The following is a 21,433-nucleotide window of genomic DNA, read 5'->3' on the forward strand; positions in this document are numbered from 1 at the left end:
CTTGGGCAGAGGCTGACATATGGCGAGCGTCTTTGAGTTTCATGGCACACTCCAGACTTAGCTACTTTTTTATGTTAACTAATCCCTGCTCTGGTTAGTAATTCAAGAGAGCGATCGCCACTGTCTTCAATCATCTGCCTCAACCACTGCTGTCGTTCCTGCTGCTGTCGGGTTTTGGGTAGTGGCAAACCAGTAGGGGATTTGGTTTGAGTAGCAGAGAGAAGATGCTCAAATACTTTAGATGGTGGAACTTCAAGGTAATGCTTCAGTTGCTTAATCAAATCCCGATACTGTTGAGGATCGGGAAATCGAGGCATGGGTGGCGGCAGTCGATCGTACACTTGACGGCAATACTCTACCGTTGTCAATCCCGCTGCCAATTGATTGCCTTGACACTGCTCCACCAGCTCGTCACAGCCGATGAGCTGTTGAAACTCTTGATGTAATAAGAGCGCCCAAGTACTTTCGGGTAGTAGTGGGTCTAGCTCCTCTGGTTCGCTCTCGTAGTAAAGCCGATGAAAAACTTCCAAAGTGAAACTGGGAAAGGCAAACAGCTTGCTAGTCCCTACTCTCACCATCGTCCGAGCATCTTCAAAACAGTTGAGGTATTCCTGCCAAAAGAGTTTGGAGATGCTCGCAACTCGATATACTAGCGGTTCAAAATCGTACAGCATGAGAGATGGAATCTATCGAGCCTAAACTGGCAAGTAGCGATCGAGATTAGCAATCTTTAGTTTAATTTAGCATGATATCCGTGTTATTATGTTAAAAAGCGGTCGCGCTCATGATTGTTTCATTTAAAGATCGAGGAACGGAAGACATTTTTGATGGCCAGGATTCAAAAGAGGCGCGAAAAACTTGTCCTGTTAATCTTTGGTCTGTTGCTAGTGTCGGTTTGCACATAAGTTGAAAAATTAACTACGGCAGAATAGCACTTTGAGCCATCACATTTGCACATAAGTTGAAAATAATTGAGGCAAAAGGTGAAAATTTCCTACCCAATTCGGGCATAAAGTGAAATTTTCCGACAACTAGGGATATATAGATTGATAATCCCTACTAAATAAGGGTTTCAAGCTTTTTAAGAGCTAATGCGATCGCTTACTTCTAACGGCAGCATCAGGGTTACGCGCACATAATTTTCATCTTATGAGCAAAATTTTCAACTTATGGGTCACGATTTTCACTTTATGTGCAAACCGACACTAGGAAAAAGTTAGACCAGCTGAATGCTGCTGTATCCTTGAACGATTTGAGAGTGCCACCAGGAAATAGGTTAGAAGCCCTGCATGGCGAGCGAGCAGGTCAACACAGCATTCGCATCAACGACCAGTATCGGATTTGTTTCGTCTGGTTGGAGCAAGGAGCGGATTCGGTTGAAATTGTCGATTATCATTGACATTTTTACGTGAGGTAACAATATAGATGAAAATTCCCAAATATCGCCCTCCCACACACCCAGGAGAAATCTTACTCCTAGATTTTCTAGAACCACTCGGACTGACTCAGCAGGATTTAGCTCACAACATTCACGTTCCTTACCAGCGAGTCAACGAGTTGGTGAATGGCAAGCGCGGCGTAACGCCAAGTACGGCATTGCGGCTGTCGAAATTCTTTGGTAATAGTCCAGAGTTTTGGTTGAATCTACAACAAAATTGGCAGCTATACCAAACACTGAAAGAAGAAGAAGAAGAGGAGATAAATGCGATCGTCACTTTTGCCTTGCGTGAAGAAGAAAGAAGTGCTTAAAGCTTTAGTAAAGTTTTTTCCGATTCATCGGAATTATTTATTTGAGACTTAGGAGATTTATGCATTGCTCAGCTTACTCAAGCTATTTTTGTTCGATTGACGGTAAGCATTATTTTGGATGCCAAGTTTATTCCAACCAAAATAAATAGCGATTTTCTCTCTATGTATAACCCGCAACTGGGTATTCAACGCAGGCATATCAAAGTTTTGCCCAAGCATAGTATGAGAGTCAAAAACTTTTCAAATTACTGCTTAAAGGTTGTTCTATTGAAGAAATCAATCTAGATTTCTGCCCTTTTTAAACTGCAAGTTTTCACTAGAAATTTTTTAATTATTTAGAAGTCGCATGAATAGTATTGAAAAGATTGAGGTTCGCGCTCCAAAGTTTGAGCTGTATCAGTCAGTTATGGCGTTTTGGTAGCAATCGTACAGAAACTTACGCTAAGGCTGAAAGCTTTATCAGTCATGAATTTCAGACTACGCTTCTCCCAAATAATTGTCAGAGCGTAAAGGACGCATTCCTCCATTCTTCAAAGACTCAGGTAAATTAAAGTGGTAGCGCCCTAACATATTGATATGATCGTGTGCCAAAGGAGATAAGCGAGCTACATCCTCTGGCGTGACGCTTTTTTCCTCCGCCTGTAAATAATTGAGAGCCACATCCAGATAATAGGTATTCCACAACACCAGTACATTAACCACTAATCCCAACGCACTCAATTGCTCCTCCTGTCCTTCACGATAAGCTTGACGTAGCTCTCCTCGACGACCAAAAAACACAGCTCTAGCTAAACTGTGACGGCTTTCCCCTCGGTTCAATTGAGTCAAAATGCGGCGACGGTAATCTTCATCATCAACATAGTTCAGCAAATACAAAGTTTTTGAAATTCGGCCCAACTCTGCAATTGCCTTGGCCAAAGTAGAAGGTTTTTTTCCCCTGTGCAAAGCACGCATAATTTCCAAAGCACTGACAGTTCCCAACTTGAGAGACCCCGCTACCCGCAACATATCATCCCAATTCTGCTCAATCAACTCCGTCTTGACTGTAGCTCGTGCTAACTTGTCTAGTACGCCGTAATCAGTGTTTTTGTCAAGCCGCCAGAAGCGAGCTTCTCCCGCATCCGCCAAGCGCGGACTGAATTGATAACCCAACAGCCAGAACAGTCCGAAAACCACATCACTGTAGCCAGAGGTATCAGTCATCAATTCTCTGGGACGCAAGCTGGTCTGCTGTTCCAGTAATCCCACCAGAACTACAAGGGAATCCTTCAATGTTCCTGGGACGACCAAACCATGAAAGCCAGTGAATTGGTCGGAGGTAAAGTTGTAATAAGTAATACCACGCCCTTGACCAAAATACTTGCTGTTGGGTCCGGCATTGAGGGTACGTACAGGCACAACAAAGCGTAGACCATCAGCTGATGCGACTTCGCCGCCTCCCCACATCTGCGCCAAAGGAATTTGAGCTTGAGCATCGACTAATCGCACATTAGCACGAATCAGAGTTTCAGGACGAATATAGTTTTGTTCAACCCAAGTCAGTCTACCGCGAGTTAAAGCGGGGACATCCGAGCGCACTAAGGGGGTAATATTACAAGCAGAAGCGATTAAGACAGCACAAATACTGGTGGATAAGTCATTTACACGAGCAAAACTTTCATTGACGTGGGTAAACTCATCCATAAATCCAGTTTTTGCTTGAATCTCCAACAAGACTTCTGGTAAATCAACATGAGGCAATAAAGTGTCCGCGAGCGCTTTGAGTTGAAGATAACTTTCAGGCTCGGCTAATTTATCCAAATTCCTGATAGTTAATGTCTCACGTCCGTTAGTCACTTCAATTCTGACAGCAGTATTGTCAGGTAGATTGCTAGCAGTACGCTGATAGGCTTCATCTAACTGTTGTTTGAGGACTTGGAGTTCCAAGGCAGGGGCTGCTTGCAGGCTCAAAACTCGGCATACATGAGAGCGGGCTGACTCCCAAGCCTGACCCTGTAACAATTTAGCCCCTGGATTGCTCCAACGCTCAGAAGGACTGGTAAATAAGTCTCGGCGACGCAGGCAATCAACCAATTGCTCTAGAACACAAAAAGTATAAGCGCGACGGTTAACTTGCCCGTCTTCTGTGACAACCCATTGCACCCAATTTTTACTAACCACTCCTAGCGGTGCATTCTCCATTTTGGGCTGGCGCTGTCCCTCAATAGATTGGAGAAAACACCAAGCGGCTAAGATAGGTTTGCCAGCCATGTTGGCTTGAAAATCAATTGTCTCCAGTAGACTGGGTAGAAAACGTCTGACAATTCGCCAATGCGACAATAATTCTCGGTAGTAGTTATCGTCCTTTGGCTTAGCCAAATCTTCTACTTGAGTCACTGCTGATTCTAACTGTTCTTTGCTCATCAGTTGCCACACCCAAGAGCGAACCACAGGGTCATCACAATTTGGGTCGAGTAGGACTCGACAGGCAACAGATAGTTGTAAAGCAGATGTATCTAAATCCTTCAGAGTCCGCAATCGTTGATTTTTGCCCTCTCGCTCCGAGTCGGACAGCAAATCTTTGACCAACAAATTCAAGATATCAAGGGCATCATCGGTAGCGATAGCTTCCATAATATAGATAAACGCAACTAGAGTGGCGATGCGCCGAGAATCTGACATTCGCTCAATCGCCTGCGCCCGAACCGTTAAAGCCGTTTTCGCCAAAGACTTTAAGCGAGTGGGAGGAATTTTCGCTACATCTAATTTCCTGATTCCGAAAGCACGAATTGTCACGAGACGATTTAAAGCTGCTACTAAAGCAGGCGCACTGTACCGAGTTGGAGAACGGCGCAACTGGTCTAAAGGAGTCTGCTGGGTTTTTTCGTTGACGTTTAAGATAGACTCCAGTTTGGTTCGTTGCTCAGGAGTCGGCAGTTTAGATACCAGTGACCAAGCTCGTTGATTGACCCGTTCCCGAACACTGCCAATCAGCCGGACTAACACCGTCACTCCAGGTAGAAGAATTTTGTTTTCTAATAAGCGGGCAGTAGTCAAGTCAAATAAAATACTCGGACTTTCATCGCTGACCCAAGCTCTCTCGTATAGCCAACGCAGCAAACGCCAGCTTTCAGGCTGTTGAGTAAACTCTTGATAACCATAGTGTCGCTTGATGATTTGAGCGTGTTCCCAATGAGTGGTAGGTCGTTCCAAATAGCGGAGCAGACAGTTGGTTTGGGAGATGCCTAGTTGTTGAGCGAGATCGGCTACGATTCCAGGTGGGACATCAATTGGGTTAATCAAGAAAGTTCCTAGAAACCGCACGGTGCAAAGTTGGATGGCGAAGCCCAAACGGTTATGGTCGCCACGGCGCTGTTTCACCAATTGTCGTGCTGTATCGTCGAGATGGAAATAACGAGCTAATTGCAGTGGTGTCGGTTCTCCCACGTAACGCCCATAACGGAGTTTTTGCTCCTCGCTCAAAAACTGAATTGACATTCTCCTCCATTTTTTAACTTTGCCTAGTTAGTCTTCTTTTAGGCAATGTATCCTAGAAATAGTCACCACGACATGAGGATTTGACCCATGTCTGCAAAAACTACTCAACTTCCGTTTTCGGCAAAGTTTCCGTTTCGTTCTCCGCCACCTGTGAAGCGACCATCACAACGAGAACGGGAATATTTACGACCAACAGAAGTTGAAGTAATGATCCATGTAGCTCGTCAAGTTGGGCGGCATGGAACCAGAGATGCAGCAATTATTTTACTCATGTTTCGGCATGGGCTTCGCACGGCTGAGTTAGTTGCACTCAAGTGGTCTGGGGTAGATTTATCAGGTGGTTATATTGAGATTCGGCGGGTCAAACATGGGCACGATACCGTTCATCCCCTGCGTGCGCCAGAATTGAGAGCGTTGCGTCAGCTCCAACGGGATTATCCTGATACTCCATATGTGTTTGTCTCCGAGCGGAAAGCTCCACTGTCCACCAGAGCTATTCGTCATATTATTGCACGAGCCGCTGAAAAAGCAGGAATCACTCAACCAGTTCATCCCCATCAGCTACGTCATGCTTGTGGCTATTATCTGGCGAACTCTGGTCACGATACAAGAGCCATTCAAGACTACTTAGGACATAAGAATATTCACCATACCGTGCGCTACACGCAAATGTCTCCGCAACGGTTTGAGTCTTTTTGGACAGACTAATTACAGATGAAATGCACTACACCTGAAATATTGTGCTTATAACCTTACCCAATAAGGATTTCAGCCTTAGCGTAAGTTTCTGTACGATTGCTACCAAAACGCCTCGTAGCGGTGTTTTTTTCCCGGTTCGGCTGGCAGAGGTTCTATTTTTTCTGCAATTAACTGCTTACTACTCTCATCAAAACAAACGAAGGGATGATTCGGGTCGTATGGGCGAGTGTACACATCTAAAACATCTTCCATACAACAGACAAATTCTGCATTGGCTTCGGGAGGAATAACCCAAGATTTGCTCAACCATGGCTTAATTTCGTTTTTTTTAAAGTTTGTCGCACAGTTTCATGAGATACTGTCTCGACATAACCCAACTCAACCATTTGGTCTGCCAACATCCGCATTGTCCAACTTCTTTGCCCTGATGGTGGAGTACTACAAGCCAAGGCAATCAGCTGCGCTTCAATTTCTCCATCTAATCGACGAGGTTTGCGGTTTTCTTGAAATTTTCGGCTTAATGCTGCCTCTAATCCCTCTTCCACTAAACGCTGTCGCACTCGTTCAATTGTCGCAACACTAATATTCAAAGCTTGGCTTATGGCTTCGTCCTTCCAACCTCCTTCCACTCGGTTAGTATCTGCTAACAGCAAAATCCGTGCATGGTTTACTTTGTAGGCAACAGTTTTTCCTTTTTTAGTCAACTCTTCTAGTAGCGATCGCTCTTCGGCTGCCAAGGTGACGATGTACTTTTTCTGAGGCATCAGGGTAAGTTTCTTCCGAGGTCATTCCTTTTAGATTATTTTCCCCGACTTTATCCCTCATTTCAAACTTTACAGAGTACTAGTTATGAGTGCTATTTCTACATTTGCTCTAGGTACGGGGAATACGGGGTCTGTACAGATATCAACTGGAAAGTTAACTGCTTTAGATGGAGGATACGTGTCTTCTACTACCTACGGCAGTGGTACGGGAGGAAATGTATCAATCGATGCCTCTGACTCCATTCAACTTATTGGGGCGAACTTGAAAGTTTTTGCTCCTAGTGTTATTGGAGCTTCTACCTTCAGTACTGGGAGGGCTGGTAACGTAACAATCAATACGCCAAGCCTAGAAGTTTTGGATGGAGGAAGAGTTAATGCCTCTACTTTAGCTAGTGGTGCAGCTGGGAGCGTGACTATCAATGCCTCTAACTCTGTAAAGGTCAGTGGGATCACGCCCGGCTCTCGCAATCCCAGTTTGATCGATTCGTCTGCCAACATCGTAGACGAAATTACAAGACCTTTTTTAGGAGCGCCGCCAGTACCTTCGGGAACGTCTGGAGATGTGACGATTAAAACTAAAAGATTGAATGTCTCCAATAGCGGTCAAGTTAGCGTGAGAAATGATGGATTAGGCGATGCTGGAAAGCTACAGATTGAAGCAAGCTCGATCGAGCTAGACAATCAAGGTGGAATTACCGCTGCTACCGCATCAGGTGAAGGAGGAAATATCTCTCTCAAGTCACGCAATCTTCAGCTTCAAAACGGTAGCAACATTACTACATCAGCTGGTGGAACTGGCAACGGTGGTAACATCACCATCGACACCGACACCCTAGCTGCTATTCAAGGTAGCAGCATCACCGCCAATGCCTTTACGGGCAGAGGCGGGAATATCCGGATCACCACAAAAGGAGTGTTTCAATCTGCCGATAGCATTTTTGATGCCAGTTCCTAGTTTGGCGTGGATGGGACGGTGGAAGTGCGCTCTTTGGAATTGGAACCAGACGAAGCACTCATCCCGTATAACGAAGTCTTCATTCCGATGGAGGAGGTGATGAAAAATAGCTGCTTCGCGCAACGCAACAAGAAGCAGGCACGGCTGGTTGTTACGGGTAACGGTGGCTTACCCCCATCGCCTGGTGACTCGGTGATGCCAATGCCCTTGTTCTCCGCCGAGGAGTTGGAGCCACAATCACCTCCCCCAAGCAGTCCAGCACCTGTCGATTCCGACTGGCAGGTAGGAGATCCGGTAGTGGAAGCGACGGGGATTATCAAGACTAAGGATGGCAGGACGCTGTTAGGGGTGGTGGGCAGCAGCTTGCCAAATGCAGAAGACGCGATTTGTCAGTAAGATTAGTGCCGCGTGACGACGAGCCGCCGCTGCTGACGGTGGATTTTCCCCTCTGCTTCTAAGCGCTGGAGGATTGTAGTTACCGTGACGCGATTCGTCCCCAGCGTCTGAGCTAACTGTTGATGGGTCAGTGGCAGATCGAGCAAGCGACCGTTCTCTACGTCATAACCGAATTTCTGGCTCAACCAGATGAGCAGTTGCCACAACTTATGGGATAGGGGATTGAGATGAATGATGCTCAAGAGTTCTTCGGTTTGCTGCTGCTGGTGAATGATAGCATCAGTGAATTGCGCTCGCTGAGTGTAGGGACAGCAACTAATGACGACATCGGTGAGGCAGTGGAGTTCGTATGGTCGCACTCGTGACAATCGATGTCCCACGACATCTCCCACTCCCCAATAGCCCAAGCAAACTAGCTCGCCGTCACTAGTCCAAGTCATGCTACAGACAACACCTGATTCGATCCGCCATAAAGCTTCGCCCTGTTCTGGCAGCCGCGCGCGACGGACAAATTGCTGTTTGAGCGCTGGCTGTGCCACTCCAGCGCTCCGATCTAACTGTTGCATGTCACTCCACCAATTGAGCAATGGATTTACTAACTAGCCCAATTAGAACCGCTAAATACATGAGTCCGACATCCAGAAGGCAAAAAATATGCAGGTTTTGGCTCATCACTTTATACCAATAATATACCAACAGAGTATTATGAAAATTAGTATTTTTCTCAACTAATGCAAGTGACTGGAATGAGTTGCGACTAAGCTCTATCTAAAGGAAGAGTCACGACAACTTCCGTATCCCAAGACACGCTCGCCGATGAAAAAATCTTTCTCAAACGCCAACTGCTTGATATATCCGACGAAAATATCCCGATACAGCACCGGACAGTTGCCTCATCGGAGGTGACCTCCGCACGGTACTGTTAGCGAAGCAAGAAAGAGTTGTAGAGCCAAATGCTGTCTTCTGCTAATTTAGGCGTGGGAAGGATGGCGAGAGGATAAGGATAATTTTGTAGTCATGAGAGGAAACTATCTGATTAACTATCATCCCTATCATTCCTTCTTCATTTGACAGAACCACAATGCCGAAACAGAGGGAGCGTTATCCGATGAGCAAGTTATCGACTCAACAGCAATCGAATAGTGCCGAAGAATCCAAACAAAATCTTGGTCATCAAGTGGCAAATCTCTTCCTGATTCTTGCAGTGATTGTAGCGCTCTTGGGCTTTTTAATCGACTGGAAAAATACGATGAGTTCTGGTGCAGTTGACTTCCGAAATAGAGTGGTAGCAGCGAGGCTTTTAATTCGGGGAATCGATCCTTATTACTTTAAATGGCATCCCGGGATTTCAGATTTATTTCTAGATCCAATAGTCGATCCGAGCTGGCCTGTTTCCAGAGCGACAATTCCACCGACTGCTGTCGTACTTCATGCAGCAATGGCAAAGCTCCCCTACCTAACTCAAAAGATTGTCTGGTTTGCGTTGCAATGGGGGTTATTTTTGTCAACCTTAACTGTTTTAACCAAAGTTGACAAAATTTCTCCACTCAAAAGCAAGTTTATCTTAATTTTAGGTTTGTTATTCTTTTCTGGTAGTTTCTTCTGGCGCTTCCACGTTGAAAGGGGACAAATCTACATTCTGTATGTATTTTTATTATCGTGTGCCTACTGGTTAGCACGTAACTCTGCGAGAAAAGATCATCTGTTGAGTGGGTTCTTGGTAGGCTTAACAGCTAGCCTTAGACCACCACTGTTTCTAATGTCCGTTCCGATGGTCGTCTACAGACAATGGGTTTTACTGATTGGAACAGCAGTCGGTCTATTATCAGGACTACTTTTTTCCTTCCTACTGGCTGATGTTGGCACTTGGAATAGCTATTTTTCTGCCATGAAAATCTACCAAAAAGCCCATTTAGGTTTGCTCGAAGTCAAGACTATCGTGAATGCTGACAACGTAAATACTGAGTCTCCCGTTCCCATCGAAGGCTTGACTAATCTGACAAAGGCTTTAGATTTTCCAGCATCAGACACGTCATTTCCATCAATTTTCAAACATTATTTCGGGTTAAATCTTTCTGCTAATATCTTGATGCTGTTCCTCGGAATAACTTTACTAGCTATCTGTTTTTACCTTGATAGAAATCGTCCCGGCGCTCGCGGCTCTGGCTTAGTATTTCTATCAGGAATATCAATCGTTTTATTAGCCGAGCATTTTCTTCCTACTATCAGAGCTACTTACAATAACGTGCAATATATTCTGCCTTTTTCAATTATCGTAGTCGAGATGAATGTAGTGGAGTTTTTCCAGAATAAAGCAAGTCTACTATTATTAATCGGCTTGTTGTTTAACCTGGGATTTAGTTGGATACCAGATAGTGTATTAATCGGCGATTTAACCATGCTGTTGTACGCATTAATTATGTCTTTGTCAATTGCTAAAAATTGTTGAGCTGATGGGAAATTAGGTCGAACGGCTCGTCCTGACTCGATTGCGTTGACAATGGCGCTTGAGTTCAATTGCTCGCCCTCAATGCGATCGCTTCTCCCAACCAAAGAAATAAATGTAGGCTGGGTAAACACTCACTTAAATGTTTGATTATTTTCTTTCCTAAATTAATATTTTGGACCAGTCTAATAATGGTTCCACTGCTAAGCCGATGCGCCCAGCGACGGATTGCATTCTTTGTGCCTCATGAGAGGTGAAGTGTCGAGGGCGAAGCGTACCAACATGAAATACCCCAATAACACGCTCTTTAGCCAGTAAAGGTACGCCTAACATTGAGTGCAGTCCTTTTTTTCGTAAAATTGTACTAAAAACATTTACCTGCGATAGATCGTAGACGATCGCTAGTTCTCGGCTGGCAGCGATCTGACCGGCAAAGCCCTGTCCTATAGGTATTTTGACTTTTGTTTCTATTTCTTCTTCCAGCCCCAAAGTAGCACTTACGGTTAGTTGCTGCTCGCTGGCTGTACGTAGTAGCACTGTAACTGTATCAACGTGCATGACTTGGCGAATACATTCGAGTAGGTCGTATAGCAGATTGTTGACGACGAATTGAGAAGATAAACTTCGAGCGCGCGGCTGAGCGCTTTGGTGGCTCTGCCGCGCAGTCATTTCCATTTGGCTCAAGGAAGAACTGAGCGAAAACAGGCGGTTGTTGTCTTCAAATACGTGAACGTGTTCAAGAACGCTGCTTCGCTCGACTAGCTTGAGTGGCTTGCGGTTAGAGATTATCCGCGCTGGTACGCCTACTGCAACTGAGTCTGGTGGAATATCTTGAGTTACGACTGCTCCAGCACTAATAATGCTACCCCGACCGATAGTGACACCATCAAGAACTTTGACTCCATATCCCAGCCAACAATCATCTCCAATCGAACAATGTTTGCCACTTTTGACATCACCAGACACATCAATACAGGTATATGGTCCAATAAACGTCTGTTTGCCAATCTCAATCTGGCAGTTTTCGCCGCCGCCAATCTCAACTCCACGTTCTAGAACTACGCGCTCGCCAATCGAAATCCTACAGTTATTTTCTGATGCATTGACCCGTACCCCTCGGTAAATGCAAACGCGATCGCCGACTTCAAGATTACGAGTCCCGCTAAATTCAACACCGTCTTGAAGATAAACTGCTTTACCTATATGTTTAAAAATTGTGCGATATATTTGATTGCGTAAAATTACGGCTGATGCAGATGTTGGCAACCATTTAAGTATAGTCGTGACTAATATTTCTCTCAATCGTCTCCATTTGAAGTTAGATAATTGTACGTTCATGATTCAATGCTTCAGAATCTAATCTAGTGTTTGGGAGATCGAGACAGGAAAACTTTTGCGCTCGAACTTCCACGTTTTTATGATGCCAGCGCCACAGCAACTTAGTATTCCAGTACCAGGTAATTGCTTTGGTAGCAATATGGATTACAAATAATTTAGGAGGGAGCTTTAGGGGTCCTGTAGAATCCCTAAATAGATCTATAGAATTAGCCAACACTTTAGCTTCTCCCAAACGGCAAAGTTGGCAGACTGGCGTACTAATACTACGACCTTAATTTTGGATGAAGTTCTTTGTGAAGCTACGCGCACGCTCTATGGCGGAGTTTTCCCTACCTCTGACATGATGTTAAAATCTACCATCGGTGCAAATAAATCAATGCTGCCTCGATTCCCGTATCGGCGTTCTTGCTGGTAGTTTTTTGCGTCTGCTATTGTCACCACGATTGCAAAGGGAAGTTAGAAGCTGAAAGCTATCGATAGATAACAGTAGTCTAACACAGTCTCTCAGGGGAGCATGTAACAGGCATTTAGAAGCTAACAATACCTTTAGGGGTGGTGTTGTAAAAACTTGCTGAATCAAAAGTGTTTTTATCTGTAAAAGAAATAAATACTTGCACTTTCCCGTACTTTACCTAATTGACAAACGATGAGATTGGTGCCCAATTGACAGGTTTTTCATTTGACCGGAGTATAGAGGTGACAGCACCAAAGATCGTACTGAAATTTGTCGAGCAGCGCAGCGCGAGAAACAAGGACGGGCAAGCAGTGAAAAATTTGCTCTAACTTGTTTGCGGAAATTTGAGAGTAGCTATTGTAGCTGCTGCAAAAGTCAAGCAGAAAATCTTCAGCAGGTAGAAGTCCTATGACAGAAGCATTGAAGCTTAATCCTCAAAAAGACGCTCGGGTTTTATTGTTGTCCTTACGAAATATTAAGTTTCATGTGGCTCGCTGTTATTTGTACGAGCTGGAAGATGCGATTTGCGAATTAGACTCAGCCGAGCTGCTGACACCAAATTTTCAACCCAACTTATTCAAAGTGACGAATAAGCTAGCAAATCAGGCAGCCAAAGCGATTGGTCATAGCAAGCTAATGAATCCATTGTTCAATCAAGTTCAGCTCCAGCAAGACTATGACTTATTCTTTTTTCTTTGCCAGTCCCCGCAAGATCTCCTCTGTATTAATTCAATTAAGGGATGGCGCGAGCGTTGCCACAAAGCTGTAGTTTGGCTCGATGAAATTTGGGCGAAAGATCTTCAGAGCTGGAAAGCACAACTAAGTCTTTTGAAAGACTTCGATCGAATTTTCATGAACTTTAGCAATAGCATTTCAGGAGTAGCTGAGATCGTCCAGCGCCCTTGTGAGTATATTCCTTTTGGCGTTGATGCAATTAAGTTCTGTCCTTATCCCTTGGAGCGAGAACGCAGTGTCGATCTTTATAGTGTTGGTCGTCGCTCGCAGGTAACGCACCAAGCTTTACTGGAGATAGCAGAAAACACCAGTTTTTTTTATATATATGAAACTCTCAGAGACTTATACGCCATCGACTATAAATATCATCGCAGCTTATATAGAAATATTTTGAAAAAGAGCCGTTATTTCATTGCTAACAGAGCGAAATTTGACGATACAAATGCCACAGGCGGACAACAAGAAGTGGGCGCGCGCTTTTTTGAGGGAGCAGCAGCAGGAGTTGTGATGCTGGGAGTGCCGCCGGAATCCGAATCATTTCATCAACATTTCGACTGGAAGGGTGCAGCGATCGAAATTCCCTACGATGTGCCTCACATTGCTGAAATTCTGGCCGAACTTGACGCTCACCCACAGCGCTTACAAAAAATCCGTACTGATAATGTGGTGAACTCGCTGCTACGGCATGATTGGGTTTACCGTTGGGAAACAATTTTAGCGACAGTCGGACTGGATAGTACGCCAGCAATGGCGGCTCGAAAAGCTAACTTGCAAAACCTGGCTCAAACGATCTTGGCTAGGGCGAACGCATCTAATTGTGACGCTTCGGAAATAAGGCTGTTTTCGGACTCACATGAACCGATCCTGAAGGAATCCTGGAACTCGCCTTAAATGGAACTGGGCGCGCTATCTGGGAATGGATTTAGCATCATCCGCCCCAGCTCACTGTCGTGGCGTTCTCGTAGCCATCGTGCAGAAACTGACGCGCTTGATGCTTGACAAGCTTGGTCTGAAATACCCTGGCTAGTACCTTTTAAATTGGCGAAAACTCCAATCGGTCTGTCAAAAGGTCGTTTAGCTTTACCCAAAAGAATTCCAGCAGGTGATGTTTGGCACAAACAAATACATAACCGCCTGACAAAAGTTTACAGTATGAGAAATTATGCACGTAGCTGGTCTTTATCGCATAACAATCGGTCAACTCGTAGTCGCCTTGATCCAATGAACAGTTCAAAACTCATACTTCTGTGCTGTGTACTCATCCTCAGTATGATTTTGCCATTTTCCTGCACGAGTGCAGACTCGAAGACTCGTATGCTGCAACAAAGAGACGGGAAAGTCATCTTTGGCGTGAACAACGGCACTGGATATGATGACTCCCAAGAGTTCAGCCAAATGGTGTCAAAGCGGATCTCCGCTCTCGGTCTCACCGCAGTCCGCACCGGAGCAGACAAGATGAAGTGCGAGCGGGAGGGCGAGCCGTGCGATTTTTCTCGGCGTGACTTAGTGATTCAAGAGCACTTGGCTCAAGGGTTAGCCCTTCACATGGTAATCGCTTTCAGATGGGAACTCGAAGCTGCCGGATACGAACCCGTCCAGTGGACGAAGAACTATGCTTGGAAATGCGGTCAAGTGGCTCGTCATTGGAAGGATACAGTACGCTACTACATAGTGGATAACGAACCAGACCTCGACTACGGTGAAGGACAACGGGCGAAAGTCGAACCCGCTACTGTAGTGAAGATGCAAAAGGCATGTTACGAGGCGATTAAAAAAGTGGATCGGGGCATCCTCGTGGAGTCCTCTCCCGCCCAAAGACCGAATACGGAATACAACCGCGCTCTCCTCAAGGCAGGTATTGGAAAATATGCCGATCTCATCGGTACTCACATGTACGGGGGTCAGCTGAGGGAAGATGCGATCGCGACACTGCGCAAATGGATGGCGGAGTTCGGTGTCAACAAGCCAGTGGCGATTAGCGAGTGTGGGTCGGACCCTAACTGGTTCAACCCAGGCGGCTCAGACGGAGAGTGGAAGGGTCAGCACGGGCGAGAGGCACGAGCGCTATGGCTGCGGGACATGGCTGCCTATGCTCGGCGAAAGAAACTCCACAACGTTCTGTTCTTCAGCATGTTTAGCATTCATGGAGATTGGGAAATGGATCGGGATCGGGCTGCTCTGGCGGCGCTCAAGGACATCGGACATGGGCGATTCTAGCGAGATCGCCTGCCTCAGTCTTTTGCGCGAGCGCTTCTCCCAACCGAAACGATCGATGTAAACTGGGGGAAGTCAACATCACCAAACGGCGTTACAGGCACCCCTAACGGGGATAACTCCAGCTTTAGTCGCGAGGAGTTTTTTATGACAAGAGTATAAATGGCGACTATGTCAAAGATCTTCTGGTTGCAATCCAGTTTGCTTAGAGATTTTTGCTCTTCATGCGAGGACCAATTTCATCTCCGTCGTGAAAAGCAAACACGACATCAGTCCAGCCATCGCGCTGAAGAATTTTATGAGAGGAGGCTGTCTCGCGCTTGACACTCCAACCAATTCGGAATAGGGCGGCAAGCACGCGCCTGGACTTAGTAGCGCTCCACTGGCTCATGTCGATGTCGATGCAATTGACTCTGTTGCCAGCTCTGGGGGTAGTCGAAACAGCGTTAGGAGCTGCTGAGTCGCTTCACCATGCTCTACCTGCTCTGCCAGTACCCGTAAAGCGAGAGCTTGTGCTTTCGCGATTGCCTCCTGTTGAGTGAAGCCGTAGACGAGTACTCCTGGTATTTCTGGGACAGCAGCAATGAATCTGCCGTCCTCTTCGGTATCAAGTTCGATTGATAGTTTCATATAGAGCTATAGGCTGAGTATCTTTTCCTGCCTTTAGGATAGCTCGACAATTGGCGCTCCTATCCCTTTAAGCTTTGCACCGAGGAAAGCACGGTTCTTTCTCCTCCAAAACGTCTGTTGCTACCACTGTAGAGCTGAAGCATTTAATATTTAGCATCTTCCAAATTCATTTGTCTCGAAGCAATCGATCTAGTTGCAGTCGCTCGTCGCTTAACTCGATAATTTCTTGGCTGTCGAGAATCAATCTAGCTTCGGCTTCGCTTACGCCTAGCCTTTGCATGAAATACTCGAAAGTTATCTCCCCATTTCGATATTTCTTGATCCCATCACGCACTCGAAAACTCCAGTTCATTACTGCATCAATCGGAGAACTGGAGGTGACAGAGTAGCTACCAGAAAGAGTACTTGCCGTATACTTGTCGCCGTCTTTCTTGACTACTAGTTGGAAGAGGATTTCGGAATTATGATTCATGCGGATGCCTGCTGTTCCCGCTCCAATTTCTCAGCGATCGCCTGACGCAACCATTCTGCCGTTCGTTTGCCAGCAACTCGCTTTACTTCTTTTTTCAAGCTTGCGGGGACGCGAAAACTGAAGTTTTCTAGGCTAGCTTCCTCCGCATCAGTAGTAAATCTACCGTACCAATCCCTTTCCTTGCTACTCATAACCCTTAAACATATATCGCAACTAACTAATATTATCCACCATGTATACAAATTTTGCTAAAAGCCTTGTCTTAGCCGTGCGCGCATGGTAGATTAGATATATTAGAGGCAGTCAGCTTAGGGTTCCAATCTAGAACTGACTGCCACCCCATTAAGGAGTTAGTTAAATCATGACATATCTTACCGCACCCGGCGCGATTGGTGCAAAACAGTGTTATCGCTACTACGTCGATTTAGTCAGCGTTCAGCGCAACTACCAGGGCGTACCGGAGTTTACCAGAACGATTGATGTGGTAGTCACTCAACCAACACAAGATGCAATCGTATCTTTGGTAGCAGCCTGTAGCTGGTTGAAGGGCTACGAAGTCATCTCCTACAACGAACCGAGCTTCCTTGAAGCGCCGTTCTAAATCAATCAAATCGGCTTGAGGCAAATTGCCCCAAGCTTTATATCTGTAGGAGAAAACTATGAATCACATCATACCAACCCAAAAAGATTTATCGTCACTGGCGATCGCCAACAATCTCAAAATCGACACGATAGATGACTTACAACGCTTGGGCGAAATCCTATCTCGCTCTGGGTTCTTTGAAGACTGCAAGCAAGCAGCCCAGGCAGTAGTGAAGATTTTAGCAGGAGCGGAGTTGGGCTTTCCTGCTTTTTCCTCGATGTGCGGCATTTTCATCATCAAAGGAAAGCCAGCAATCGGCGCAAATCTAATGGCAGCGGCAGTTAAAAGAAGCACTCGCTACGATTATCGAGTTGTTGAGTTAAGCGATCGCAACTGCAAGATTGCTTTTTTTGATGGTGGGCAAGAAATCGGCATCAGCGAGTTTGGTGCCGCTGACGCACAAAAAGCCGGAACTCAAAACATGGGGAAATTCCCTAGAAATATGTTGTTCGCCAGAGCGATGAGCAACGGCTGTCGCTGGTTCGTGCCGGATATCTTTTTGGGTGCAGCAGTATACACGCCCGAAGAACTAGGAGCAACAGTGGATGAGGATGGAAATGTTATCGAGGTTTCGCCATCACCTCCCTTAACCGGGCTGCCATCAAACCAAAAAGAGATTTATCGTTCCTGGCGCTCAATAAGTGATGCAATTCTTTGGGCGAGTGAATGCCTGCCGCACATGAGTGTTGAAGAAATCCAAGCTCAGTTTGAAACACTAGATGCACCACTAGGAAGGAAAGCACCCGCCTGGATTGCTAAGGTCAACGAATTAAAGCAAGTTTACATGACTAGTGGTGAGCAATCCGCCGCCCAACCGTCTGCATAAAAATCTAGGCTCTTGCAATCCACAAGAGCCTTTTGTAATGGAATGAAGCAGAATGACGATCGCAAGTGAATGTAATACCAAGCATAATTTCAATAATTTCTCAGATGTATTGACTCGCCTGGATGAATTTGGACTGACTCCCAACCAGTTTCGCGTCTACTGTCACCTTTGGAGAATGGCGCAAGACGGGATAGTTTCAGATGAGTCGAGTGAAAGCATCGCCCAGGTGTGCAAACTAACCCGTGTCACAGTTATACGGGTGTTATCGCAGTTGGAGCAGATGCATTTGATCGAATGCGATCGCGCTGCTGGAAAGAAATCAGTGTTTTATCTGATGCCTTATTCTGATTGGCGCAGACTTGTACCCCAAGAAAAGAACTTGACGACTAAACAACAAAGTAAAGTTGTCTGCTTCAGAAAGGGCGATCGTACTTCTTCAAACTCAACTACCTGTAAAGCAAATATACAGGTAAACGAAATACACATCCAGCGGGAGGCAGAGTCCCCTACAGGGGACTCTGCTCTCCCTGCTATTGAACCAGTCAACGAAATTAACGTGTTAAATACTGAAACAGGTTTGTTAGATGAAAAACTAGCAGCCGCAAGAGCGCGAGGATGGCGCGATTCAGGCACATGGTGGAACGATTTAGGGCAACAGGTAGTGACGGTGAATCGATTTGTAGTATCGGTTGCCGAGTTCATGCAGCGCTCGCTCGATAGCTTTGATGTTGGGCGACAGGTTTGTACAGAAGGATTGAGAAAGTGCAAGGAACAGATCGAAAAGATCAAACTCAAAAAGCAGCAACAACAAAGCGATCGGGTGATAGCGCTCGCCCTGGTAAAAAATAACTTGAATCATGGGAGCTGCGATGGATAATCCGATCGTCAACAGCACGGATGATGCTGCCAAGAAATTAGCAATTGACGATTGCGTTTTGGTTGTCAACCACGCTCTTTTGTCCCACCAAAAAGGGAAGATTACCGCTCTCCCTTCACCTGGAACGGCGATCGTAGCGCTTAATAGCGGCGAAAGAGAAAGGATATCACTCAAGTATCTCAAACCAATTCAAGAAGAAGTCACGATTGGACTCGGTACAAACGAACTAGCTGCAACTGAAGCCCAAACGCCTTTCGATCTAGACTCGGAGTTTTTATCTCCAGAAGAAGAACGGCAACTTCATCTTCTAGAGCGGAAAGTAGAGCGAGTCACACCAACTTTAGTGGATGCAGGCAAGGCACTACAGGAAATCCGCACTCGAAGATTGTTTCGCGGCACCCACAGAAATTTTGAGGAGTACTGCCAAGATCGGTTCGGCTTTACTCGCCGTCACGTCGATTACACAATTGCCGCTGCAACTGTAATCGAAAATTTAAGAACCAATGGTTCTCAAATTCTGCCTACCTCTGAACGACAAGTCAGAGATTTGCTCAAGCTGGAGCCGGACGAGCAATGCCAAGTCTGGCACCAAGCATTAGTTGCATCTAATGGTAAAGTCCCATCTGGGCGAATTGTTAAAGGAATTGTCGAGCAGCTCAAAGAAAAACCCCTGGTATTTGCTAAAGACTACTGCCAGGTGGGTGACGTATTCACCTTGGTAAGACTGGAAGGTAAAGAAAAGAAATATAACGGCTGCTCTTGCGTCGCAGTGGAGCCAAGAGACTTTACTATCATGGTTGACGTACACGACACAACTCTGACTGTGAAACCTGAAAACTTGAATAAGATTGATTCGCCCGAAGTCCATCGCCAGCTACCCCAAATTTTGCAGCGAATTAGGAGAGTCAGGGAATTCCCTGGATTTCGCGATCGCGCAGCTTACGCCATGCTGGAGCATTTGGGAAAACAAACTTATCTCACGCCGCTAGAAGATAAGCTGTTGCAGGTCATCGAGCGGGAATATGGGGTTGAGGGTGTCGAGCGAGAAGCAAAAGGCTGAAGCGTATTCAAAAATCGGCAGCAGCTAGGACGAGGAACTTGTCGCGTTCGCGCCAGTGCGACTCTCATTTTTTCTGAAAAATTAGCAACCGACAGAGCTAGATCCAGTTGTTGAAGATGAGCCGAATCCAAAAGATGTTGTCAGAGAGTTAATCGACGACGTTAGGAATGCCATTACTTGTGCTCTAGGTTATTGTACTAATTGTTACAATTAGCTATTTAGTAGCCTTTCCTGCTGCTGCACAAGTAAAATTCACTTTCTTGCTTGGGTTTTGTCTCAATTTGCGACAAAATTTATCTAAACTTTGCCACGCTAGCTGCATCTGATAATAAATCTTAATGAAAAAATAAAAAATTGTGAAACTACTTTTGATGGAGAGCGGCGGGAAAATCAAGAAGCTTAAATCAATTTTAGGACCTCAGTGGACTGTTAAAGCAACAATGGGTCATGTTGTAGAGTTAGCTAACAATGGCGAAGACTCACTAGGTTTCACTTTAGATCCAGAACGCTGCTGCGTCGAGTGTAACTATGTTGCTAGAGGTGCAAAAGGCAAGAAAATTCTAACCAAACTACGCACAGCGGTTAAACAAGCAGAAACAGTCTTTCTTGCCACTGACCCAGATCGCGAAGGAGAAACGATCGCTTGGCACTTAGCGCAGCAGTTGCACCTGAGAAATCCACAACGAGTGGTTTACACCGAAATTACAGATAAAGCAGTAAAGAATGCGATTGCTCATCCACGTCCAGTTAACCAGAATCTAGTAGCAGCGGGTAGATGCCGCGATACCTTAGACAAGCTAGTGGGTTACAAAGGCTCTCCCTTACTGTGGAAGTTGGGTAACGGAGCGAAGTCGATGGGGCGAGTCCAAAGTGCTACTCTTCATATTCTGGCAGAGCGAGAGCGAGAAATTAATGCTTTCGTGCCGCAGGATTATTGGAGCGTGTTTGTCGATTATGCTGAAGGATTTCGCGCCTACTTTGCTGGTACTCATGTCAATGCCGATGGGACAACGACTGAATCCGACAAGAGCGATGATGCCAGTGACCCAAAGGAAAAACAAACTGAATCAGTCAAAGTGCGATCGCAGCAACAAGCTGATGAGTTAGTAGCAATAGCGCGAGCGCATTGCCATCAAGTTGTTAGTGTTGAGAGTACTGCTACCAGCCGCAAACCACCCGCACCATTCACCACGTCAACTTTGCAACAAGCGGCTGGCTCTCGTCTCAAGTATGGGTCGGAAAAAACGATGAAGTTGGCGCAGAGTCTATATGAGCAGGGCCATATCACCTACATGCGGACTGATTCAGTGGCACTATCAGAACAATATACGGCAGCTGCTAGGTCCTTTCTTCAAAGGCACGATCCTCAAAATGTACCAGAGCGTGTAGCCACTCAACGAAGTAAAATTGGGGCGCAAGAAGCACATGAAGCAATTCGACCAACCCATGTAGAAAACACTCCCGATCTCCTCAGCTCTAAGTTGAGCCAGGAAGAAGCTAAACTTTACAGCTCGATCTGGGGACGCGCACTGGCATCACAATGTCAGTCAGCACGGTTGCAGAAGACGCGGATTGTTTCTCGTAGCAAAGAAGTTTTGGTCGTGCAGTGAGGAAGTGTGGGGTTGCTAGACTAAACAAGGTGTAGTCGATTTTGAGTAGTCTGATGAAGTGTCCTTTGTGTGGTCATGACAAACCCCA

Annotated in this window: 20 protein-coding genes and 4 pseudogenes; 14 read left to right on the forward strand and 10 right to left on the reverse strand. The window is 45.8% G+C overall.

Annotated elements, in window-relative coordinates; genetic code table 11:
* Nucleotides 1–74: 74 nt before the first annotated feature.
* Entirely contained in the window at nt 75–674 is a 600-nt protein-coding gene (locus H6G17_RS29325; protein ID WP_192162064.1) for a hypothetical protein, read from the reverse strand.
* A gap of 110 nt (nt 675–784) precedes the next feature.
* On the opposite strand from H6G17_RS29325, the pseudogene H6G17_RS34950 reads away from it, so the two are divergent.
* The 3 genes and pseudogenes from H6G17_RS34950 to H6G17_RS29335 all read left to right on the forward strand — a co-directional run.
* Nucleotides 785–886, forward strand: a pseudogene (locus tag H6G17_RS34950) (plasmid maintenance system killer protein); the annotation flags it as partial.
* Nucleotides 887–1,210: 324 nt separating this feature from the next.
* A pseudogene (locus tag H6G17_RS29330) lies at nt 1,211–1,399 on the forward strand (type II toxin-antitoxin system RelE/ParE family toxin); the annotation flags it as partial.
* A 26-nt stretch (nt 1,400–1,425) separates the two neighbouring features.
* Entirely contained in the window at nt 1,426–1,749 is a 324-nt protein-coding gene (locus tag H6G17_RS29335) for a HigA family addiction module antitoxin (RefSeq protein ID WP_192162066.1), read from the forward strand.
* A gap of 477 nt (nt 1,750–2,226) precedes the next feature.
* Here H6G17_RS29335 and H6G17_RS29340 read toward each other — a convergent pair whose 3' ends face one another.
* Nucleotides 2,227–5,226, reverse strand: coding sequence for a Tn3 family transposase (locus tag H6G17_RS29340; RefSeq protein ID WP_192162067.1), 3,000 nt, complete (start codon nt 5,224–5,226; stop codon nt 2,227–2,229).
* A gap of 87 nt (nt 5,227–5,313) precedes the next feature.
* Here H6G17_RS29340 and H6G17_RS29345 point away from each other — a divergent pair, with 87 nt between their 5' ends.
* Nucleotides 5,314–5,934, forward strand: coding sequence for a tyrosine-type recombinase/integrase (locus H6G17_RS29345; protein ID WP_192162068.1), 621 nt, complete (start codon nt 5,314–5,316; stop codon nt 5,932–5,934).
* 102 nt (nt 5,935–6,036) lie between these two features.
* On the opposite strand, the pseudogene H6G17_RS29355 reads toward H6G17_RS29345, so the two are convergent.
* Nucleotides 6,037–6,689 (reverse strand): annotated as a pseudogene (locus H6G17_RS29355) (IS630 family transposase); the annotation flags it as partial.
* 85 nt (nt 6,690–6,774) lie between these two features.
* On the opposite strand from H6G17_RS29355, the gene H6G17_RS29360 reads away from it, so the two are divergent.
* Both H6G17_RS29360 and H6G17_RS29365 read left to right on the forward strand, forming a co-directional pair.
* Entirely contained in the window at nt 6,775–7,644 is an 870-nt protein-coding gene (locus H6G17_RS29360) for an S-layer family protein (protein ID WP_192162071.1), read from the forward strand.
* A gap of 6 nt (nt 7,645–7,650) precedes the next feature.
* Complete coding sequence (locus H6G17_RS29365) at nt 7,651–8,040, forward strand: hypothetical protein (RefSeq protein ID WP_192162072.1); 390 nt, start codon at nt 7,651–7,653, stop codon at nt 8,038–8,040.
* A gap of 2 nt (nt 8,041–8,042) precedes the next feature.
* On the opposite strand, the gene H6G17_RS29370 is transcribed toward H6G17_RS29365, so the two are convergent.
* The gene (locus H6G17_RS29370; protein WP_192162073.1) at nt 8,043–8,606 is read right to left on the reverse strand and encodes a Crp/Fnr family transcriptional regulator; all 564 of its coding nucleotides are present in this window, start codon (nt 8,604–8,606) and stop codon (nt 8,043–8,045) included.
* A gap of 515 nt (nt 8,607–9,121) precedes the next feature.
* Here H6G17_RS29370 and H6G17_RS29375 point away from each other — a divergent pair.
* Nucleotides 9,122–10,489, forward strand: a complete 1,368-nt coding sequence (locus H6G17_RS29375; RefSeq protein WP_192162074.1) for a glycosyltransferase family 87 protein — start codon at nt 9,122–9,124, stop codon at nt 10,487–10,489.
* A gap of 159 nt (nt 10,490–10,648) precedes the next feature.
* Here the strand turns inward: H6G17_RS29375 and H6G17_RS34350 are convergent, their stop codons facing one another.
* Both H6G17_RS34350 and H6G17_RS34355 read right to left on the reverse strand, forming a co-directional pair.
* On the reverse strand, nt 10,649–11,824 hold the full coding sequence (locus H6G17_RS34350; protein WP_192162075.1) for a GAF domain-containing protein: 1,176 nt from the start codon (nt 11,822–11,824) through the stop codon (nt 10,649–10,651).
* A 312-nt stretch (nt 11,825–12,136) separates the two neighbouring features.
* Nucleotides 12,137–12,262 carry a hypothetical protein gene (locus H6G17_RS34355; RefSeq protein ID WP_277876117.1) on the reverse strand — a complete coding sequence of 42 codons (126 nt, stop codon included), beginning with the start codon at nt 12,260–12,262 and terminating at the stop codon, nt 12,137–12,139.
* A gap of 424 nt (nt 12,263–12,686) precedes the next feature.
* Here H6G17_RS34355 and H6G17_RS29385 point away from each other — a divergent pair, with 424 nt between their 5' ends.
* Nucleotides 12,687–13,904, forward strand: coding sequence for a glycosyltransferase (locus H6G17_RS29385; RefSeq protein ID WP_192162076.1), 1,218 nt, complete (start codon nt 12,687–12,689; stop codon nt 13,902–13,904).
* A gap of 147 nt (nt 13,905–14,051) precedes the next feature.
* Nucleotides 14,052–15,230 carry a hypothetical protein gene (locus tag H6G17_RS29390; RefSeq protein WP_192162077.1) on the forward strand — a complete coding sequence of 393 codons (1,179 nt, stop codon included), beginning with the start codon at nt 14,052–14,054 and terminating at the stop codon, nt 15,228–15,230.
* Nucleotides 15,231–15,401: 171 nt separating this feature from the next.
* Here H6G17_RS29390 and H6G17_RS29395 read toward each other — a convergent pair.
* From H6G17_RS29395 to H6G17_RS29410, 4 genes and pseudogenes are all read right to left on the reverse strand, one after another.
* Nucleotides 15,402–15,618 (reverse strand): annotated as a pseudogene (locus H6G17_RS29395) (type II toxin-antitoxin system HicA family toxin).
* Nucleotides 15,615–15,857 carry a HicB family protein gene (locus tag H6G17_RS29400; protein ID WP_106171563.1) on the reverse strand — a complete coding sequence of 81 codons (243 nt, stop codon included), beginning with the start codon at nt 15,855–15,857 and terminating at the stop codon, nt 15,615–15,617. The pseudogene H6G17_RS29395 and the gene H6G17_RS29400 overlap by 4 nt, the downstream one beginning before the upstream one ends.
* Nucleotides 15,858–16,023: 166 nt before the next feature.
* Nucleotides 16,024–16,329, reverse strand: coding sequence for a hypothetical protein (locus tag H6G17_RS29405; RefSeq protein WP_192162078.1), 306 nt, complete (start codon nt 16,327–16,329; stop codon nt 16,024–16,026).
* Complete coding sequence (locus tag H6G17_RS29410) at nt 16,326–16,520, reverse strand: hypothetical protein (protein WP_192162079.1); 195 nt, start codon at nt 16,518–16,520, stop codon at nt 16,326–16,328. The genes H6G17_RS29405 and H6G17_RS29410 overlap by 4 nt, the downstream gene beginning before the upstream one ends.
* A 170-nt stretch (nt 16,521–16,690) precedes the next feature.
* Here H6G17_RS29410 and H6G17_RS29415 point away from each other — a divergent pair, with 170 nt between their 5' ends.
* From H6G17_RS29415 to H6G17_RS29435, 5 genes are all read left to right on the forward strand, one after another.
* On the forward strand, nt 16,691–16,930 hold the full coding sequence (locus H6G17_RS29415; RefSeq protein WP_192162080.1) for a hypothetical protein: 240 nt from the start codon (nt 16,691–16,693) through the stop codon (nt 16,928–16,930).
* Nucleotides 16,931–16,988: 58 nt separating this feature from the next.
* Complete coding sequence (locus H6G17_RS29420; RefSeq protein WP_192162081.1) at nt 16,989–17,798, forward strand: hypothetical protein; 810 nt, start codon at nt 16,989–16,991, stop codon at nt 17,796–17,798.
* A 52-nt stretch (nt 17,799–17,850) separates the two neighbouring features.
* Nucleotides 17,851–18,675, forward strand: a complete 825-nt coding sequence (locus H6G17_RS29425; RefSeq protein WP_192162082.1) for a helix-turn-helix domain-containing protein — start codon at nt 17,851–17,853, stop codon at nt 18,673–18,675.
* Nucleotides 18,668–19,735 carry a hypothetical protein gene (locus tag H6G17_RS29430; protein WP_192162083.1) on the forward strand — a complete coding sequence of 356 codons (1,068 nt, stop codon included), beginning with the start codon at nt 18,668–18,670 and terminating at the stop codon, nt 19,733–19,735. The genes H6G17_RS29425 and H6G17_RS29430 overlap by 8 nt, the downstream gene beginning before the upstream one ends.
* A gap of 356 nt (nt 19,736–20,091) precedes the next feature.
* Complete coding sequence (locus H6G17_RS29435) at nt 20,092–21,345, forward strand: type IA DNA topoisomerase (protein ID WP_347276483.1); 1,254 nt, start codon at nt 20,092–20,094, stop codon at nt 21,343–21,345.
* Nucleotides 21,346–21,433 lie beyond the last annotated feature (88 nt).

This window comes from Chroococcidiopsis sp. [FACHB-1243], assembly GCF_014696895.1.
GTDB lineage: Bacteria > Cyanobacteriota > Cyanobacteriia > Cyanobacteriales > Chroococcidiopsidaceae > Chroococcidiopsis.

Excerpts from the sequence above, each read along its gene's own strand:
- H6G17_RS29325 (WP_192162064.1), bottom strand. The coding sequence starts at position 674 with ATGCTGTACGATTTTGAACCGCTAGTATATCGAGTTGCGAGCATCTCC.
- H6G17_RS29335 (WP_192162066.1), top strand. The coding sequence starts at position 1,426 with ATGAAAATTCCCAAATATCGCCCTCCCACACACCCAGGAGAAATCTTA.
- H6G17_RS29340 (WP_192162067.1), bottom strand. The coding sequence starts at position 5,226 with ATGTCAATTCAGTTTTTGAGCGAGGAGCAAAAACTCCGTTATGGGCGT.
- H6G17_RS29345 (WP_192162068.1), top strand. The coding sequence starts at position 5,314 with ATGTCTGCAAAAACTACTCAACTTCCGTTTTCGGCAAAGTTTCCGTTT.
- H6G17_RS29360 (WP_192162071.1), top strand. The coding sequence starts at position 6,775 with ATGAGTGCTATTTCTACATTTGCTCTAGGTACGGGGAATACGGGGTCT.
- H6G17_RS29370 (WP_192162073.1), bottom strand. The coding sequence starts at position 8,606 with ATGCAACAGTTAGATCGGAGCGCTGGAGTGGCACAGCCAGCGCTCAAA.
- H6G17_RS29375 (WP_192162074.1), top strand. The coding sequence starts at position 9,122 with ATGCCGAAACAGAGGGAGCGTTATCCGATGAGCAAGTTATCGACTCAA.
- H6G17_RS34350 (WP_192162075.1), bottom strand. The coding sequence starts at position 11,824 with ATGAACGTACAATTATCTAACTTCAAATGGAGACGATTGAGAGAAATA.
- H6G17_RS29385 (WP_192162076.1), top strand. The coding sequence starts at position 12,687 with ATGACAGAAGCATTGAAGCTTAATCCTCAAAAAGACGCTCGGGTTTTA.
- H6G17_RS29400 (WP_106171563.1), bottom strand. The coding sequence starts at position 15,857 with ATGAAACTATCAATCGAACTTGATACCGAAGAGGACGGCAGATTCATT.
- H6G17_RS29405 (WP_192162078.1), bottom strand. The coding sequence starts at position 16,329 with ATGAATCATAATTCCGAAATCCTCTTCCAACTAGTAGTCAAGAAAGAC.
- H6G17_RS29410 (WP_192162079.1), bottom strand. The coding sequence starts at position 16,520 with ATGAGTAGCAAGGAAAGGGATTGGTACGGTAGATTTACTACTGATGCG.
- H6G17_RS29415 (WP_192162080.1), top strand. The coding sequence starts at position 16,691 with ATGACATATCTTACCGCACCCGGCGCGATTGGTGCAAAACAGTGTTAT.
- H6G17_RS29420 (WP_192162081.1), top strand. The coding sequence starts at position 16,989 with ATGAATCACATCATACCAACCCAAAAAGATTTATCGTCACTGGCGATC.
- H6G17_RS29425 (WP_192162082.1), top strand. The coding sequence starts at position 17,851 with ATGACGATCGCAAGTGAATGTAATACCAAGCATAATTTCAATAATTTC.
- H6G17_RS29430 (WP_192162083.1), top strand. The coding sequence starts at position 18,668 with ATGGATAATCCGATCGTCAACAGCACGGATGATGCTGCCAAGAAATTA.